Consider the following 14252-nt stretch of genomic DNA (forward strand, 5'->3'; position numbering starts at 1 on the left):
CTGCCTTGCGCGTGGCCTGGCTGACTGACCTCTGCACGGCGCTTGGCGCCGCCGCCGTGCTCGCCCTGGCGGGCGCGGCGCAGGCGGCGCCGGCTACCGAGCTGTCGACCGGCCCTGCAGGGGGCGTGGCCACTGGTGGTGAAGGCCTCGGCCTGAACCAGGCCATCCGCGACGGCGAGGCCCGCCGCGGCGCGGCGCTGTCGACCGGCGCCCCCCGGGCGCTGGCACCGCGGCCGGAGTATGAGTCGCTGCCGGTCTATGTCGGCACGGTCGGCGAGCAGCCGGTGCGCTTGCGCCTGGGCCCCAAGCCCGACGAGCGCGACAGCGTGCGCGGCGAATACAGCGGCCGTGGCGCCGGCGTGCGGCTGCTCGCCGGCGAGTGGGAGGACGGCGCCTTCCTGATGGAAGAGTCCGACGACGGCACCCGCGTGTCCGGCAACTGGGAAGGCACCATCGACGCCAGCGGCGCCGTGCGCGGCACCTGGACCGATGCGTTCAATCCCGCCATCGTGCTGCCGTTCTTCATCCGCCCGCTGGGCATGCTGGTGATTCCCCCGTTCGACATGACCCCCAACAGCGGCGTCACCTACGCGCCGCCGCCGCCGAAGTCGTCGATTTCCGGCTGGTAAGCCTTTTCTGCCGGCCGCGCTGAAGCGTCCCGGTGGCGCGGGCGGCATTTGCTGGTAAGCTCGAAGGCTCATCGCGTCCCATGCCTGACCGTGCCCGCGCACCGCGGCCGGCCGGCAGCCAGCAAGGAAACCGCCGTGTCCGATTCGCCATCCGACAAGCCCGCATCCGCTTCCCGTTACCTGCAAACCGTCGCGGTCCAGCCCGAGCTGGATATCGCCCCCGGCTTTGCGTCGTTTTCCCCGGCCACGCACCGCGGCTCGACCGTGGTGTTCCGCAACCTCGCCGAACTGCGCGCGCATGGCGACGGGGCCACCACCTACTGGCGCTACGGCCTGCATGCCACGCCCACCAGCGAGGCGCTGTGCCAGCACCTGGCGCTGCTGGAAGGCGCGCGCCACACCTTGCTGCAGCCGTCGGGGCTGGCGGCGATCTCGCTGGTGTATTTCGCGCTGCTGAAAAGCGGCGACGACGTGCTGGTGCCGCATAACGTCTACGGCCCCAACCGCGACCACGGCGAGTGGCTGGCGCGCGACTTCGGCGTCACCGTGCGCTACTACGATCCCATGGACGCCGCCGCGGTGCCGGCGCTGATCCAGCCCAACACGCGCCTGATCTGGATGGAGTCGCCCGGCTCGGTGACGATGGAAGTGCCCGACTGCGGCGCCATCGTCGCCGCGGCGCGCGCGCGCGGCGTGCTGACCGCGATCGACAATACCTGGTCGGCCGGGGTCTACTTCCGCCCGTTCGAGCTGGGCATCGACATCTCGGTGCAGGCGCTGACCAAATACCAGTCCGGCGGCAGCGACGTGCTGATGGGCGCGGTGCTGACCTGCGACGATGCCCTGCACGGCCGCCTCAGGCGCGCCCGCATGCTGATGGGCTGGGGCGTGTCCGCCGACGACTGCCACCTGGTGCTGCGCGCGCTGCCGAGCCTGCCGGTGCGGCTGGCCGCGCACGACCGCGCCGCGCGCGAAGTCGCCGAATGGCTGCGCCAGCGGCCCGAGGTGGCGCGCGTGCTGCATCCCGCGCTGCCGGACTGCCCGGGGCATGCCAACTGGCGGCGCGAGTTCACCGGCGCCAGCGGGCTGTTCGCCATCGTGCTGCGCGAGCGCTATACGCGCCAGCAGGTGGATGCCTTCGTCGAGGCGCTGCAGCTGTTCGCGATCGGCTGGTCGTGGGGCGGCGCGCACAGCCTGGCGGTGCCGTACCACGTGCAGGGCATGCGCCCGGCGGGTACCTGGCCGCCGGCCGGCTGGCACGATACCGGCGAACTGGTGCGGCTGTATATCGGCCTGGAAGACACGCGCGACCTGATCGCCGACCTGCGCCAGGCGATCGAGGCCACGCTGGCCGCGTAATCGACCAGCGAGGTCAGGCTGGCTGGCGCAGCGCCAGGTTGAGCTGGTCGACGACTTCGGCCCAGTCGGCGTCGTCGAGCAGTTCGTCGCGCAGCAGCGCGGCCTGTGCGGGCGACCAGAACGGGGCCTCGGCCAGTTCGATGGTTTCGGGCAGCGGCGCGTGCTTGCCGATGAAAGCGCGGATGCTGGCTTCATCCGACGGCAGGCCGAGCTGGTCGAACAGTTCTGAAAACTGGTGGAAGGTGGGTTCCATGATGGTCGGGCTCGCGGTGGTTGGCCTCTGCTAGTGTAGGGCAGCCACGACAACAAGAAACGGACGCCGCGGCGTCCGTTTGCTATTGCGCTGGCGCTGCGCTTCAGCGCGTCTCGGTGCCGGACATTGCCTTGGCGCCGGCGGCGGGCCTGGCGGCCTGTTCCGCACGCGCTGCCCGCGGCATGGCCCAGACTGATTCCGCCGGCCCGCCGCGGGCGCGGCGCGCGGTGGCGCGGGCCAGCGCGGCAAAGCCCGCGGCCAGCGCGATCGCGCCGAGGTCGAAGCCGGCGATGATCCAGTGGCCGCTGGGAATGCTGTGCAGCAGGTGGTCGCCGGTCAGGAGCGCGTTCGACAGCGGCACCGTCAGCGCGGCCAGCGCGGCGGCACCGAGCAGTTCCACCGCGGCGCGCACCGGCGGGCGCAGCAGCGCCCACGCGCAGGCCAGGCCGAACACGGTGAAATAGGTCTGGCTGACCGCGCGCTCGGGCCACAGCAGCGCCGCCGGGAAGCACAGCGCCACGCCGATGCAGCAGCCGATGCACACGCCCACGGTGGCCTGCGCCAGCAGCCGGTGCACGCGCGGCTGCTCGGCCTGGCGCAGCTTGCGCCGCGACTCGATCCACAGCAGGTTGCCCGAATAGAACAGGAAAGCACCGGCCAGGCCGGCCAGCAGGTAGACCAGCCGCACCGGCAGCTCGCCGAAGGTGCCGAAATGCAGCGCGTACAGCGCGCTGTAGAGCCCGTGGTTGCTGTCGCGCGCGCCGGCGGTCTGGTTGGCCGTCAGCTGGCCGGCGTTGGCTTCGCCGCTGGCGGCGTGAATGCCGACCGAGCCCAGGTTGCCGAGCGCCCGCGTGCTGGTGCCGCGCACTTCGACCACGGCGTTGGCGTCGCCGTAGCGCTGGAAGCGGAACGATTCGGGCGTAAAGCGCTCGCCGCCGTGTTCGCGCGCGATCTGCATCAGCGTCGCGGTGGGCAGCGTCGGCACCGCGCGGCCGGCCGCGGCCACTTCCGGCACCGCGGTGGTGGCGGTCGGCACCGCCTCGAACAGGCGGCCGTTGAAGGTCAGCGTGTTGAACACCATCATCAGCACCAGCGACAGGCAGAACAGCGCGCCGGTGATGGCGAAGACAAGGTGGAAGGGCAGGCTGAACAGGCCCAGCACATTGTGCGTGTCCATCCAGAAGCGCTTGAGGTTGCGCCCTGGGCGCACCGCGAACAGGTCTTTCTTCAGCCGCGGCAGGTGCAGCAGCACGCCGGACACCAGCGCCAGCCCGTACAGCACCGAGATCGCGCCCATGAAATAGATGCCGCCGACCGGGATGCCGAGCGAGTAGTGCAGGCTGTTCAAAAACGCCGACAGCTCGCCCATCACGTGGTCGCGCGAGGTGTCGCGCTGCATCGCCGCGTTGCCGGCCAGGCGCGCATCGGTGGTCATCTGCCACTCGCCGGCCTTGTCCTGCCAGTAGGCCGAGATATTGGGCTCGCCCTCCGACGGCATGATCACGTAGGCACTGGCTGCGGCTTCAGGATGGATGGCGACCAGCTTCTGCATGAAGCGGTCAACCGCGTCCGGATCGGCGCTGGCCTCGACCGGCGCACTGCCCTTGAGCCGCGCTGGCGACTGCCACACGTGCAGCTCGTGGTGGAACACGGTGATGGCGCCGGCAAAGAAGGCGATAAACAAGGCCCAGCCGGCCATCAGGCCGACCCAGGTATGCAGCGTCTGGTACAGGCGCAGGGTTGCGGTTTTCATGATGGTGGTCTCAGGGGGCGGGCAGGGCTGCCAGTGCGGCCGGTGCAACGCCGGCCAGGCGCAGCGCCCACAGCGCGGTGAAGCCGAGCAGGTTGGCGCCGCCCAGCCACAGCCACGCGCTGCGGCTGGAGCGGAACAGCAGGCTGGCGCTGATAATGGCGACCCACACCGGCAGGCACGCCGCCACGGCCGCGACGATGCCGGTTTGCCAGCCGCCGGGCAGGCCGAGGATCGCCAGCGTGCACAGCACCACCGCCAGCGGCAGCCCGAGCAGCGCGCCGGCCAGCCATTTGGTGCCCATTCCGGATGCGTCCGCGCTCATGCCCGCTGCTCCCGTTCGACGTGGCGCAGGCGCGCCGCCCAGGTGCCGATGAACGGCCACACCGACAGCGCGCACGGCACCGTGACCAGGGTGGCGGCGATCGCGACCGGCCAGCCATCGGACAGGCTCCACAGCCACGTGCTGATGCCGGTCAGCGCCAGCCCCAGCCAGCCCGACAGCCGCGGCCGGGTCAGGGTGCCGGGCGGCAGCAACACCTGGTTGGGCGCGGCCAGGTACAGGCACGCGGCCGCAGCCAGGCCGAGAAGGACGGCCAGAACTTGCATGGGGCAAATGTCAGATTAACGAAACATTAATAATAATGATTCGCATTTAATTGCGCAAGCGCCAGCCCGGGATCATGCTGTTCAGTTAGCCACCGTCGTTCCCGCACAGGCGGGAACCCGGTGACTTCACCCCGAAAGGGGACGTGAAAGACGCTGGATTCCCGCCTGCGCGGGAATGACGGCGGGACTCGATACCTTGTCTGAATGACTCTGCTGCGGCTCGGGGGGGCGTGGCCTGGCGGGGTATCAGTGCGGGAACAGCGCCAGCAGGCCGTCCAGCCCGACATGGTTGAAGGCGACGCTGGCCTGCGCGCGCACCACCGGCTTGGCGCGGAACGCCACCGACAGGCCGGCCACGGCCATCATCTTCAGGTCGTTCGAGCCATCGCCCATGACGATGGCCTGGTCCGGCGTGGCGCCGATCTGCGCACAGACCTCCTGCACGGTGCGGGCCTTGACGTCGGCGTTGACGATCTCGCCGACGACGTTGCCGGTCAGCTTGCCGTCGACGATCTCGAGCGTATTGGCGCGGGTGTAATCGAGCTTCAGGCGCGGCTTGAGCTGGTCGGTGAAGTGCACGAAGCCGCCGGAGACCAGCAGCGTCTTCAGGCCCAGCGCCTGCACCGTCTGCAGCATGCGCTCGGCGCCCGGCGACAGCCGCAGGCGCTCGGCATAGACGCGGTCCAGCACGGCGGCGTCGAGCCCCTTGAGCAGCGCGACGCGGCGGCGCAGGCTTTCGTTGAAATCGGTGATCTCGCCGCGCATGGCGGCCTCGGTGATGGCGGAGACCTCGGCCTTGAGGCCGCAGAAGTCGGCGATCTCGTCGATGCACTCGATCGTGATCAGGGTCGAGTCCATGTCCATCGCCACCAGGCGGAAGTCGGACAGCCGGCGCCCGGCCGGCACCACCGCCCAGTCGATCGCGCGCGGGCCGCAGAAGTCGTCGAGCGCGTCGCGCAGCGCCGGCGTCAGCGGCGCGCAGTCCTCGGCCACGGCCACGGTGTCGGCGCGCGGCACCAGTGCGGAAGCGCGGGCCAGGGTACGGGCAGTGTCGAGGTCGGCGGGGGACAGCGGGGCGAGGCTCTGCAGGATCAGGGGCATGACGGACGGGAATCGGGCGCTTGCCGGCGTTGCCGGCAAGGCGGGGCGCTGCAACGCGGCAAAAGCGCTATTGTAGCCCCCCGCGGCGCACGCGGGCGCCGCGCTCAGCGCTGCGCCATCACCATGTAGTCCACGGTCAGGCTGGACAGCGCGCGCACGCCGTTGATCAGCGCCGGCTCATCCACATAGAACTCCGGCGAGTGGTTCGACGCCGCCTTGGTCACGTCCTGCCCCTTGGGCGTCACGCCGAGATTGAAGAACAGGCCCGGCACTTTCTCCTGGTAGAACGAAAAGTCCTCCGACGCGGTGGCCTTGGGCGTGATCATCCAGTTGCCGTCGCCGGCCACGCGCTGCAGCGTCGGTGCCATCTTCTCGGTCAGCGCCGGCTGGTTGATGGTCGCGTTGTACAGCTCGACCACGCGGAAATTGGCCTCGGCGCCGGCGCTGGAGGCAATGGCCTCGGTGGTGCGCTTCATGCGCGCATGGATGTCCTTCTTCATGCCTTCGTCGTAGGTGCGGATGGTGCCCATCATCTCGACCTTTTCCGGCACGATGTTCATGCGGTTGCCGCCATGGAAGGTGCCCACCGTGATCACCGACGGCTCCAGCATGGCGTTGACCTGGCGGCTCTGGATGGTCTGCAGGCCCATCACGATCTGCGACGCCACCACGATCGGGTCGATCCCGCCCCACGGCCGCGCGCCGTGCGTCTGGCGGCCCTTGACGTCGATCCAGAACTGGTCGGCCGCGGCCATCGAGGCGCCGCTGCGCCAGCCCAGCTTGCCCGATTCGATGCCGCTGGTGACATGCAGGCCGAAGATGGCGTCGACCTTCGGGTTGTCCAGCACGCCCTCGGCCACCATCTGCTTGGCGCCCCACATGTTCGAGCCGTTGGGCTCGAAGTCGGCCGGGCTTTCCTCGGCCGGCTGGAAGATGAACTTGACGGTGCCGGGCAGCTGGTCCTTCATGCCGGCCAGCACTTCGGCGGTGGCCATCAGGATCGCCACGTGGGTGTCATGGCCGCAGGCGTGCATCACGTCGACTTCCTTGCCCAGGTACTGGCCCTTGGCCTTCGACGCGAACGGCACGTCCACGCGTTCCTTGACCGGCAGCGCGTCCATGTCGGCGCGCAGCGCCACCACCGGGCCGGGCTTGCCGCCCTTGAGCACGCCGACCACGCCGGTCCTGGCCACGCCCGTCTTCACTTCCATGCCGAGCTTGCGCAGGTGGTCGGCCACCAGCTTTGCCGTACGGGTCTCGTAGTTGCCCAGTTCCGGGTGCTGGTGGATATCGCGGCGCCAGGCGATCAGCTGCTTCTCTACCGCCTTGGCGCGGGTCTCGATCTGGGCGTGCAGCGCGTCGGCGCCTTGCGTCTGGGCCTGCGCGGTATTGCAGAGCAGGCCGCTGGCGAGCGCCAGCGTGGCGAGGGCGAAGCGGGCGGTGGAACGGGATGCGGTGCGACGTGCAGCCATGCGGGATCTCCTTCGTTGTTGTTGGTTTGATGCTGGCGGGACGTTGGCTTCTTGGTGAATGCGGACGCTTGCAGTGCTGCACGCGCCGGCCCTCACCCCCGCCCCTCTCCCGCTTGCGGGAGAGGGTTGGGGTGAGGGCGGGGGTATCGACGAAGCGCAGGCGGAAAAGCCACGCGACCTTGTCAGTCCGCCACGCGCAAGCTGTCCACCACCTTGTGCAAGAACGCCTCGCAAGCCGCCAGCTGCTCCAGCGCGACAAACTCATCCGGCTTGTGCGCCTGCTGGATATCGCCAGGCCCGCACACCACGGCGGGGATGCCGGCACGCTGGAACAGCCCGGCCTCGGTGCCATAGGCCACCTTGTTGGTATCGCGGTCGGCGGTCAGTGCGCGCACCAGCTGCGTGATGGCTTCCTGCTCGGCCACGTCGAGCGACGGCGCGGCGGCGATCTTGCTCAGCGTCAGGTCGGCGTCGGCATGCTCGGCGCGCATCTTCGGCAGTAGCACCTCGTTGGCGTAGGCATGGATGCGCGCGTAGATCGCTTCCGGGTCGACGCCGGGCAGGTTGCGGAACTCGAACACGAACTCGCACAGCGCCGGGATCGTGTTCAGCGCGATGCCGCCCTGGATGGTGCCGGTCTGCGCGGTGGTGTAGGGCACGTCGAAGGCCTGGTCGTAGGGGCCGTTGGCCTTGAACTCGTCGGCGATGTCGCGGATGAAGCAGATCAGGCGCGCGGCGTATTCGATGGCATTGACGCCGCGCGGCGTCAGCGACGAATGCGCGGCCTGGCCCTTGACGCAGCAGCGGTAGGCGTTGATGCCCTTGTGCGCGACGATCACGCGCATGCTGGTGGGCTCGCCGACGATGCAGCCGCCCGGCGTCACGCCGCGCTCGCGCAGTTCGGCCAGCAGGTAGGGCGCGCCCATGCAGCCGATCTCTTCGTCGAACGACAGCGCGTAGTGCACCGGCTCGCGCAGTTTGGCGTCGAGGATGGCCGGCAGCAGCGACAGGCTGGTGCCGATAAAGCCTTTCATGTCGCAGGTGCCGCGGCCGTACAGCTTGCCGTCGCGCACCACCGGCTTGAACGGGTCGGTGGTCCAGGCCTGCCCGTCCACCGGCACCACGTCGGTATGGCCCGACAGCACGATGCCGCCATTGGTCTCGCCATTGGCCGCGGGCACGGTGACGAACAGGTTGGCCTTGTCCTGCTGCGGGTTGTAGCTCAGATGCGGCTTCAGCCCCTTGGCCAGGAAATGGTCGCGCACCGCTTCGATCAGGCCCAGGTTGGAATGGCGGCTGGTGGTGTCGTAGGCGACCAGCCGCTGGGTCCATTCCAGCGCGCTGCCGCGCGCGGCGGTTTCGGTGACGGGCTGGCGGGAAGATCCGGCGGGGGCGGCTTGGTTCGGCATGGGGCGATATCACTAACTTGTTAAGGATTTGATGCTACACCCGGCCGCGCGCCGCGTCCATGCAGGATCGGCATGGGCGCTACGCCAGTTGCCGCAGTGTGTGCTTGATAGTCTGCGCGCGCACCGCCACGTCGGGCATCTTGGCCTCGATGCGCAGCTTGTCCTGTCCCGCCAGCTTGATATGCCGGTTCTTCTGCACCAGGTCGATGATGCGCATCGCGTCGATCGGCGGATTGGGCACGAACTGCACGCTGATGGTGGCTTCGCCGGCGTCGATCTTGCGCACGCCCAGCGGCGCCGCGGCGATGCGCAGCCGGTGGGTCTCGACCAGCGCCTGCGCCTGCGCCGGCAGCCGGCCGAAGCGGTCGATCAGTTCTTCCTGGATGTCGTCGACGCGCTCCGGGGTCTCGCAATTCGCCAGCCGCTTGTACAGCGACAGGCGCTCATGCACGTCGGCGCAGTAATCGTTGGGCAGCAGCGCGGGCGTGCCCAGGTTGATCTCGGTGGTGGCCGCCAGCGGCGCCATCAGGTCGGGCTCCTTGCCGGCCTTCAGCGCCTTGACCGCGGCGTTGAGCATGTCGGTGTACAGCTGGAAGCCGATCTCGTGGATCTCGCCCGACTGCTTGTCGCCCAGCACCTCGCCGGCGCCGCGGATTTCCAGGTCGTGCATGGCCAGGTAGAAGCCCGAGCCCAGTTCCTCCATCTGCTGGATGGCCTCGAGCCGGCGCTGCGCCTGCTTGGTCAGTCCGTCGACGTCATGCACCAGCAGGTAGGCATAGGCCTGGTGGTGCGAGCGCCCGACCCGGCCGCGCAGCTGGTGCAGCTGCGCCAGCCCGAACTTGTCGGAACGGTGGATCAGGATGGTGTTGGCGGTCGGCACGTCGATGCCGGTCTCGATGATGGTGGTGCACAGCAGGATGTTGTCGCGGCGCGCGACGAAGTCGCGCATCACGCGTTCGAGCTCGCGCTCGTGCATCTGGCCGTGCGCGACCGCGATGCGCGCTTCCGGCACCAGCTCGGCCAGCCGCGCGCGCTTGTTCTCGATGGTCTCGACTTCGTTGTGCAGGAAGTAGACCTGCCCGCCGCGCTTGAGCTCGCGCAGGATGGCCTCGCGGATCACGCCGTCTTCCTCGCGCCGCACGAAGGTCTTGATCGCCAGCCGCTTCTGCGGCGCGGTGGCAATCACCGAGAAATCGCGCAGCCCCTCCAGCGCCATGCCCAGCGTGCGCGGGATCGGCGTGGCGGTCAGCGTCAGCACGTCGACCTCGGCGCGCAGCGTCTTCAGCGCCTCCTTCTGGCGCACGCCGAAGCGGTGCTCCTCGTCGATGATGACCAGCCCCAGGCGCTGGAATTTGACCTGGTCGGACAGGATCTTGTGGGTGCCGATGACGATGTCGACGGTGCCTTCGTTGATCTGCCTGATCGCCGCGTCGATTTCCTTCTTGGTCTTGAAGCGCGACAGCTCGACGATGCGCACCGGCCATTCGGCGAAGCGGTCGGACAGCGTCTGGAAATGCTGCTCGGCCAGCAGCGTGGTCGGCGCCAGCATCGCCACCTGCTTGCCGCCCAGCACCGCGACAAAGGCCGCGCGCAGCGCGACCTCGGTCTTGCCGAAACCGACGTCGCCGCACACCAGCCGGTCCATCGGCTTGCCCGAGGTCATGTCGGCGATCACCGCCGCGATCGCGGCGGCCTGGTCCGGCGTTTCTTCAAAGCCGAAGCTTTCGGCGAAGGTCTCGTAGTCCTTCGGCGAAAGCGGGAAGGCAAAACCTTCGCGCGCGGCGCGGCGCGCGTACAGGTTGAGCAGTTCGGCGGCGGTGTCGCGGATCTGCTGGGCTGCCTTGCGCTTGGCCTTGTCCCACTGGCCCGAGCCCAGGTGGTGCAGCGGCGCGGTATCGGGATCGGCGCCGGAGTAGCGCGAGATCACGTGCAGCTGGTGCACCGGCACGTAGAGCTTGCTGCCCTTGTCGTAGTCCAGGTGCAGGAATTCCTCGTCGCCCTGGCCCATGTCGAGCGTGACCAGGCCCTGGTAGCGGCCGATGCCGTGCTCGCTGTGCACCACCGGGTCGCCGATCTTCAGCTCGGCCAGGTCGCGCACCATCGAGTCGACGGCGGAAGCCTGCTCCTGCTTGCGGCGGCCGGTGCGGCGCGCGGTGCCGGCGTACAGCTCGGCCTCGGTGACGAAGGCCAGTTGCGCCTGCGGCAGCGCGAAGCCGCTCTGCAGCGGCGCCACCGCGATCGAGAAATGCGCGTCGCCGGCAAGGAACGCGGCAAAGTCATCGACCGGCTGCGGGCGCAGCCCGCTTTCGGCAAACAGCTGCAGCAGCGTCTCGCGCCGGCCGGCGGAGTCGGCGCACATCAGCACGCGGGTCTGCTTGTCGAGCAGCAATGCTTCCAGGTTGACCAGCGGGTCTTCGGCGCGCCGGTTGACCGCGACGTCGGGCAGCATCGCCGAGAACGCCGGCTGCTCCGCGCCGGCTTCCAGCTGCAGCACCAGGCGCGCCATCGGCTTGGCGGCGACGAAGAACTGTTCCTCGGACAGGAACAGGTCAGCGGGCGGCAGCAGCGGGCGCTCGCGGTCGTGGCGCATGAAGTTGTAGCGCTGCGTGGTGTCGGCCCAGAAGCGGCGGATCGCCTCGTCGATGTTGCCGGCGAACACCAGCTGGGTGTCGGCGGGCAGGTAGTCGAACACGGTGGCGCTGTGCTCGAAGAACAGCGGCAGGTAGTACTCGATGCCGGCCGACGGCACGCCGTTGCCGATGTCCTTGTAGATCGGCGACTTGGTCGGGTCGCCTTCGAACACTTCGCGCCAGCGGCCGCGGAAGGCGGTGCGCGCGGCTTCATCCAGCGGGAACTCGCGCCCGGGCAGCAGCCGCACTTCCTTGACCGGATAGAGGCTGCGCTGCGTGTCCGGATCGAAGGCGCGGATGGTCTCGATCTCGTCGCCGAACAAATCGATGCGATACGGCAGCGCCGAGCCCATCGGGTACAGGTCGATCAGGCCGCCGCGCACGCTGTATTCGCCGGGCCGCATCACCGCGCTGACATGCTCGTAGCCGGCCAGCGTGAACTGGGCCTTGAGCGCGGCCTCGTCGAGCCGCTCGCCCTGCTTGAAGAAGAAGGTGTAGGCGGCCAGGAAGGCCGGCGGCGCGAGCCGGTACAGCGCGGTGGTGGCGGGCACCAGCATCACGTCGCACTGGCCGGCCTGGATGTCGTGCAGCGTCGCCAGGCGTTCGGAGACCAGGTCCTGGTGCGGCGAGAAGCTGTCGTAGGGCAGGGTTTCCCAGTCGGGCAGCAGGCGCACGCGCAGCTCCGGCGCGAACCACGGGATCTCCTCGGCCAGGCGCTGCGCATCGACGGCATGCGAGCACACCACCGCCAGCATCGGCGCGCGTTGGCGGTGCTGGCGCGCGTACGCGGCCACCGCCAGCGCATCGGCCGAGCCGCGCAGGCCGGCCACGCTGTGGCGCAGCCCCGGCTTGACCAGCGGCAGGTTGACAAAGGGAAAGGCGGGCGTGGCGTCAGGCATGTCGGCAGGGGGCGTTCAAAACGACGACGCCCCGCCGGCATTGCGGGCGGGGGTCGGAACAGGGGACTTCAGGTGCCGGTGGCGCCTGCCAGCATGGTGACACGGCATGGCGACGGGCAAGGGCCGTATTATAGAATGCGCACCGGCTGTCCCGCTGCGCGCGCTGTTGCATCGCAATGGCTGCGCCGGCAGCCCGCCTTCCTTCACTCCACGCCGATCCTGTGTCCGCTCGCCGCTTTGCCCTGATTCCCTGTGCCGGTACCGGCAGCCGCGCCGGCGGTGCCGTGCCCAAGCAATACCAGACCGTGGCCGGCCGGCCGATGATCTGGTACGCGCTGGCGGCGTTCTCGGCGTGCGACGCCATCAACGCCACCGCACTGGTGCTGGCGCCCGACGACATGCCGCTGGAATCGCGCTTCGGCGCGGCGGCGTTCGCGGGGCTGCGCTTCGATACCGCCTTTGTCGGCGGCGACAGCCGCCATGCCTCGGTGCTGGCGGGCCTGCACCACCTGGCGCAGCTGGGCGCGACCGACGCAGACTGGGTGCTGGTGCACGATGCCGCGCGGCCCGGGCTGACCCCGGCGATGATCCACGCGCTGGTGCGCGCGGTGGAAAGCGACGGCGACGACGATCCGGACGCCGCCATCGGCGGCATCCTGGCGGTGCCGGTGCCCGATACGCTGAAACGCGCGCAGGACGATGCCCGCATCGGCGCCACCGTGCCGCGCGAAGGGCTGTGGCAGGCGCAGACGCCGCAGATGTTCCGCCTGGGCGTGCTGCGGCAGGCGCTGCAGGACGCCATGGCGGCCGGCGCGGTGGTGACCGACGAGGCCAGCGCGATCGAGCGCCTGGGCCTGCATCCGCGGCTGGTCAACGGCTCGCTGCGCAATTTCAAGGTGACCTACCCGGAGGACTTCGCTCTGGCCGAAGTGCTGCTGGGCAACCACGCCAAAGGAGCATGACCGCATGATGCCTTTCGATATCCGGGTGGGACAGGGCTATGACGTCCACGCGCTGGTGCCCGGCCGCAAGCTGATTCTCGGTGGCGTCGAGATTCCGCACGACCGCGGCCTGCTGGGCCATTCCGATGCCGATGCGCTGCTGCACGCGGTCACCGACGCGCTGTTCGGCGCCGCGGCGCTGGGCGATATCGGCCGCCATTTCCCCGACACCGACGCGCAATTCGCCGGCGCCGACAGCCGCGCGCTGCTGCGCGAGGCGGCGCGCCGCGTGCGCGAGGCCGGTTATGAAATCGGCAACGTCGACGCCACCGTGATCGCGCAGGCGCCCAGGCTGGCGCCGCATATCGACGCGATGGTGGCCAACCTGGCCGAAGACCTGTCGATTGCGCGCGGGCGCTGCAACGTCAAGGCCAAGACCAACGAAAAGCTGGGCTTCGAAGGGCGCCAGGAGGGGATCGTGGCGCAGGCCGCGGTGCTGCTGTGGCGCGCCTCGGTGGCGGACGCGCAGGACTGAAATCAGGCGCGCGGCGCATCCGGCGCGGTCTCTTCGGGCGGGATGGCGTAGGTGTAGTCGATCAGCCGCGCCATCGCGCCGCTGCGCGCACCGGCCTCGGTGCGCTTGGTGAATCCCATCTGCTGGCACAGCCGGTTGGCCGACGCCATCTCCGGCATGGTGCGCACCACCAGCGTCGACGCGCCGATATCGCGCGCGCGCTGGATGCAGATCTGCATCAGCGTGCGGCCCAGCCCCAGTCCGCGCGCCTGCGGGCTGACCGACAGCAGCCGCGCCTCGGGCTGGGTCAGGGTGATGGTGCTGCCGTCCAGCGCCGGCAGCGTCGCACCCGGATGGCAGAACAGCACGGCGCCCATGATGCCGTGATCGGTCTCCGCCACCCACCACTCCATGTCCGGGTGGCTGGTCGCCAGCACAGCCTGCATGCCGCGCTGGAACGACGCGCGGCAATCTTCCATGATGGCCAGCTCATATTGCCCGTAGGCCTGTTGCGTGACGGCGGCGATATCGCCCCAGTCATGCACCGCCGCCAGGCGGTAGTGGAAACGGGGGGAAGTCGGCGAAGGCAGGGTCATGGCAGGCTGAAAGTGCGGTTCCTGCCTGGATTGTAGGCGGATCGCCGCGCCCGCGCAGGCTGCGGCCATGACGGTTGCTGAATGGGAACA

The 14252-nt window shown here is 69.5% G+C and carries 13 protein-coding genes; 4 read left to right on the forward strand and 9 right to left on the reverse strand.

All coding sequences use genetic code 11. The annotated features are described in order from the left end of the window. Positions 1 to 5 precede the first annotated feature (5 nt). Positions 6 to 629 (forward strand): hypothetical protein, encoded by a 624-nt coding sequence (locus CBM2594_RS07820; protein ID WP_116356328.1) that lies wholly within the window; start codon positions 6 to 8, stop codon positions 627 to 629. Between the two features lie 135 nt (positions 630 to 764). After that, the gene (locus tag CBM2594_RS07825; RefSeq protein WP_116356329.1) at positions 765 to 1988 is read left to right on the forward strand and encodes a cystathionine beta-lyase; all 1224 of its coding nucleotides are present in this window, start codon (positions 765 to 767) and stop codon (positions 1986 to 1988) included. A 13-nt stretch (positions 1989 to 2001) separates the two neighbouring features. Here the strand turns inward: CBM2594_RS07825 and CBM2594_RS07830 are convergent, their stop codons facing one another. The 8 genes from CBM2594_RS07830 to mfd form a co-directional block, all read right to left on the reverse strand. Further along, complete coding sequence (locus CBM2594_RS07830) at positions 2002 to 2241, reverse strand: DUF2789 domain-containing protein (RefSeq protein WP_116356330.1); 240 nt, start codon at positions 2239 to 2241, stop codon at positions 2002 to 2004. Between the two features lie 103 nt (positions 2242 to 2344). Next, on the reverse strand, positions 2345 to 3994 hold the full coding sequence (locus CBM2594_RS07835; protein WP_116356331.1) for a PepSY-associated TM helix domain-containing protein: 1650 nt from the start codon (positions 3992 to 3994) through the stop codon (positions 2345 to 2347). Between the two features lie 10 nt (positions 3995 to 4004). Continuing rightward, entirely contained in the window at positions 4005 to 4316 is a 312-nt protein-coding gene (locus tag CBM2594_RS07840; protein ID WP_116356332.1) for a hypothetical protein, read from the reverse strand. Then, positions 4313 to 4600: a hypothetical protein gene (locus tag CBM2594_RS07845; protein ID WP_116356333.1), complete on the reverse strand. Its 288-nt coding sequence runs from the start codon at positions 4598 to 4600 to the stop codon at positions 4313 to 4315. The genes CBM2594_RS07840 and CBM2594_RS07845 overlap by 4 nt, the downstream gene beginning before the upstream one ends. A gap of 246 nt (positions 4601 to 4846) precedes the next feature. Then, positions 4847 to 5701: a phosphoserine phosphatase SerB gene (gene serB / locus CBM2594_RS07850; protein WP_116356334.1), complete on the reverse strand. Its 855-nt coding sequence runs from the start codon at positions 5699 to 5701 to the stop codon at positions 4847 to 4849. Between the two features lie 104 nt (positions 5702 to 5805). Next, positions 5806 to 7173 carry an amidohydrolase gene (locus tag CBM2594_RS07855; protein ID WP_116356335.1) on the reverse strand — a complete coding sequence of 456 codons (1368 nt, stop codon included), beginning with the start codon at positions 7171 to 7173 and terminating at the stop codon, positions 5806 to 5808. A gap of 182 nt (positions 7174 to 7355) precedes the next feature. Then, a complete protein-coding gene (argE, locus tag CBM2594_RS07860; RefSeq protein ID WP_116356336.1) occupies positions 7356 to 8582 on the reverse strand; it encodes an acetylornithine deacetylase in 1227 nt (408 codons plus the stop codon). A 79-nt stretch (positions 8583 to 8661) separates the two neighbouring features. Further along, positions 8662 to 12111, reverse strand: a complete 3450-nt coding sequence (mfd, locus tag CBM2594_RS07865) for a transcription-repair coupling factor (protein ID WP_116356337.1) — start codon at positions 12109 to 12111, stop codon at positions 8662 to 8664. 221 nt (positions 12112 to 12332) lie between these two features. On the opposite strand from mfd, the gene ispD reads away from it, so the two are divergent. Together ispD and ispF are read left to right on the forward strand one after the other, a co-directional pair. Then, complete coding sequence (gene ispD / locus CBM2594_RS07870) at positions 12333 to 13073, forward strand: 2-C-methyl-D-erythritol 4-phosphate cytidylyltransferase (protein ID WP_116356338.1); 741 nt, start codon at positions 12333 to 12335, stop codon at positions 13071 to 13073. Positions 13074 to 13077: 4 nt separating this feature from the next. Further along, positions 13078 to 13587, forward strand: coding sequence for a 2-C-methyl-D-erythritol 2,4-cyclodiphosphate synthase (gene ispF / locus CBM2594_RS07875; protein WP_116356339.1), 510 nt, complete (start codon positions 13078 to 13080; stop codon positions 13585 to 13587). 2 nt (positions 13588 to 13589) lie between these two features. Here ispF and CBM2594_RS07880 read toward each other — a convergent pair whose 3' ends face one another. Beyond that, complete coding sequence (locus CBM2594_RS07880) at positions 13590 to 14162, reverse strand: GNAT family N-acetyltransferase (RefSeq protein ID WP_116356340.1); 573 nt, start codon at positions 14160 to 14162, stop codon at positions 13590 to 13592. Positions 14163 to 14252: the final 90 nt, after the last annotated feature.

The sequence above is a fragment of the Cupriavidus taiwanensis genome (assembly GCF_900249755.1).
Taxonomy (GTDB): Bacteria; Pseudomonadota; Gammaproteobacteria; order Burkholderiales; family Burkholderiaceae; genus Cupriavidus; species Cupriavidus taiwanensis_D.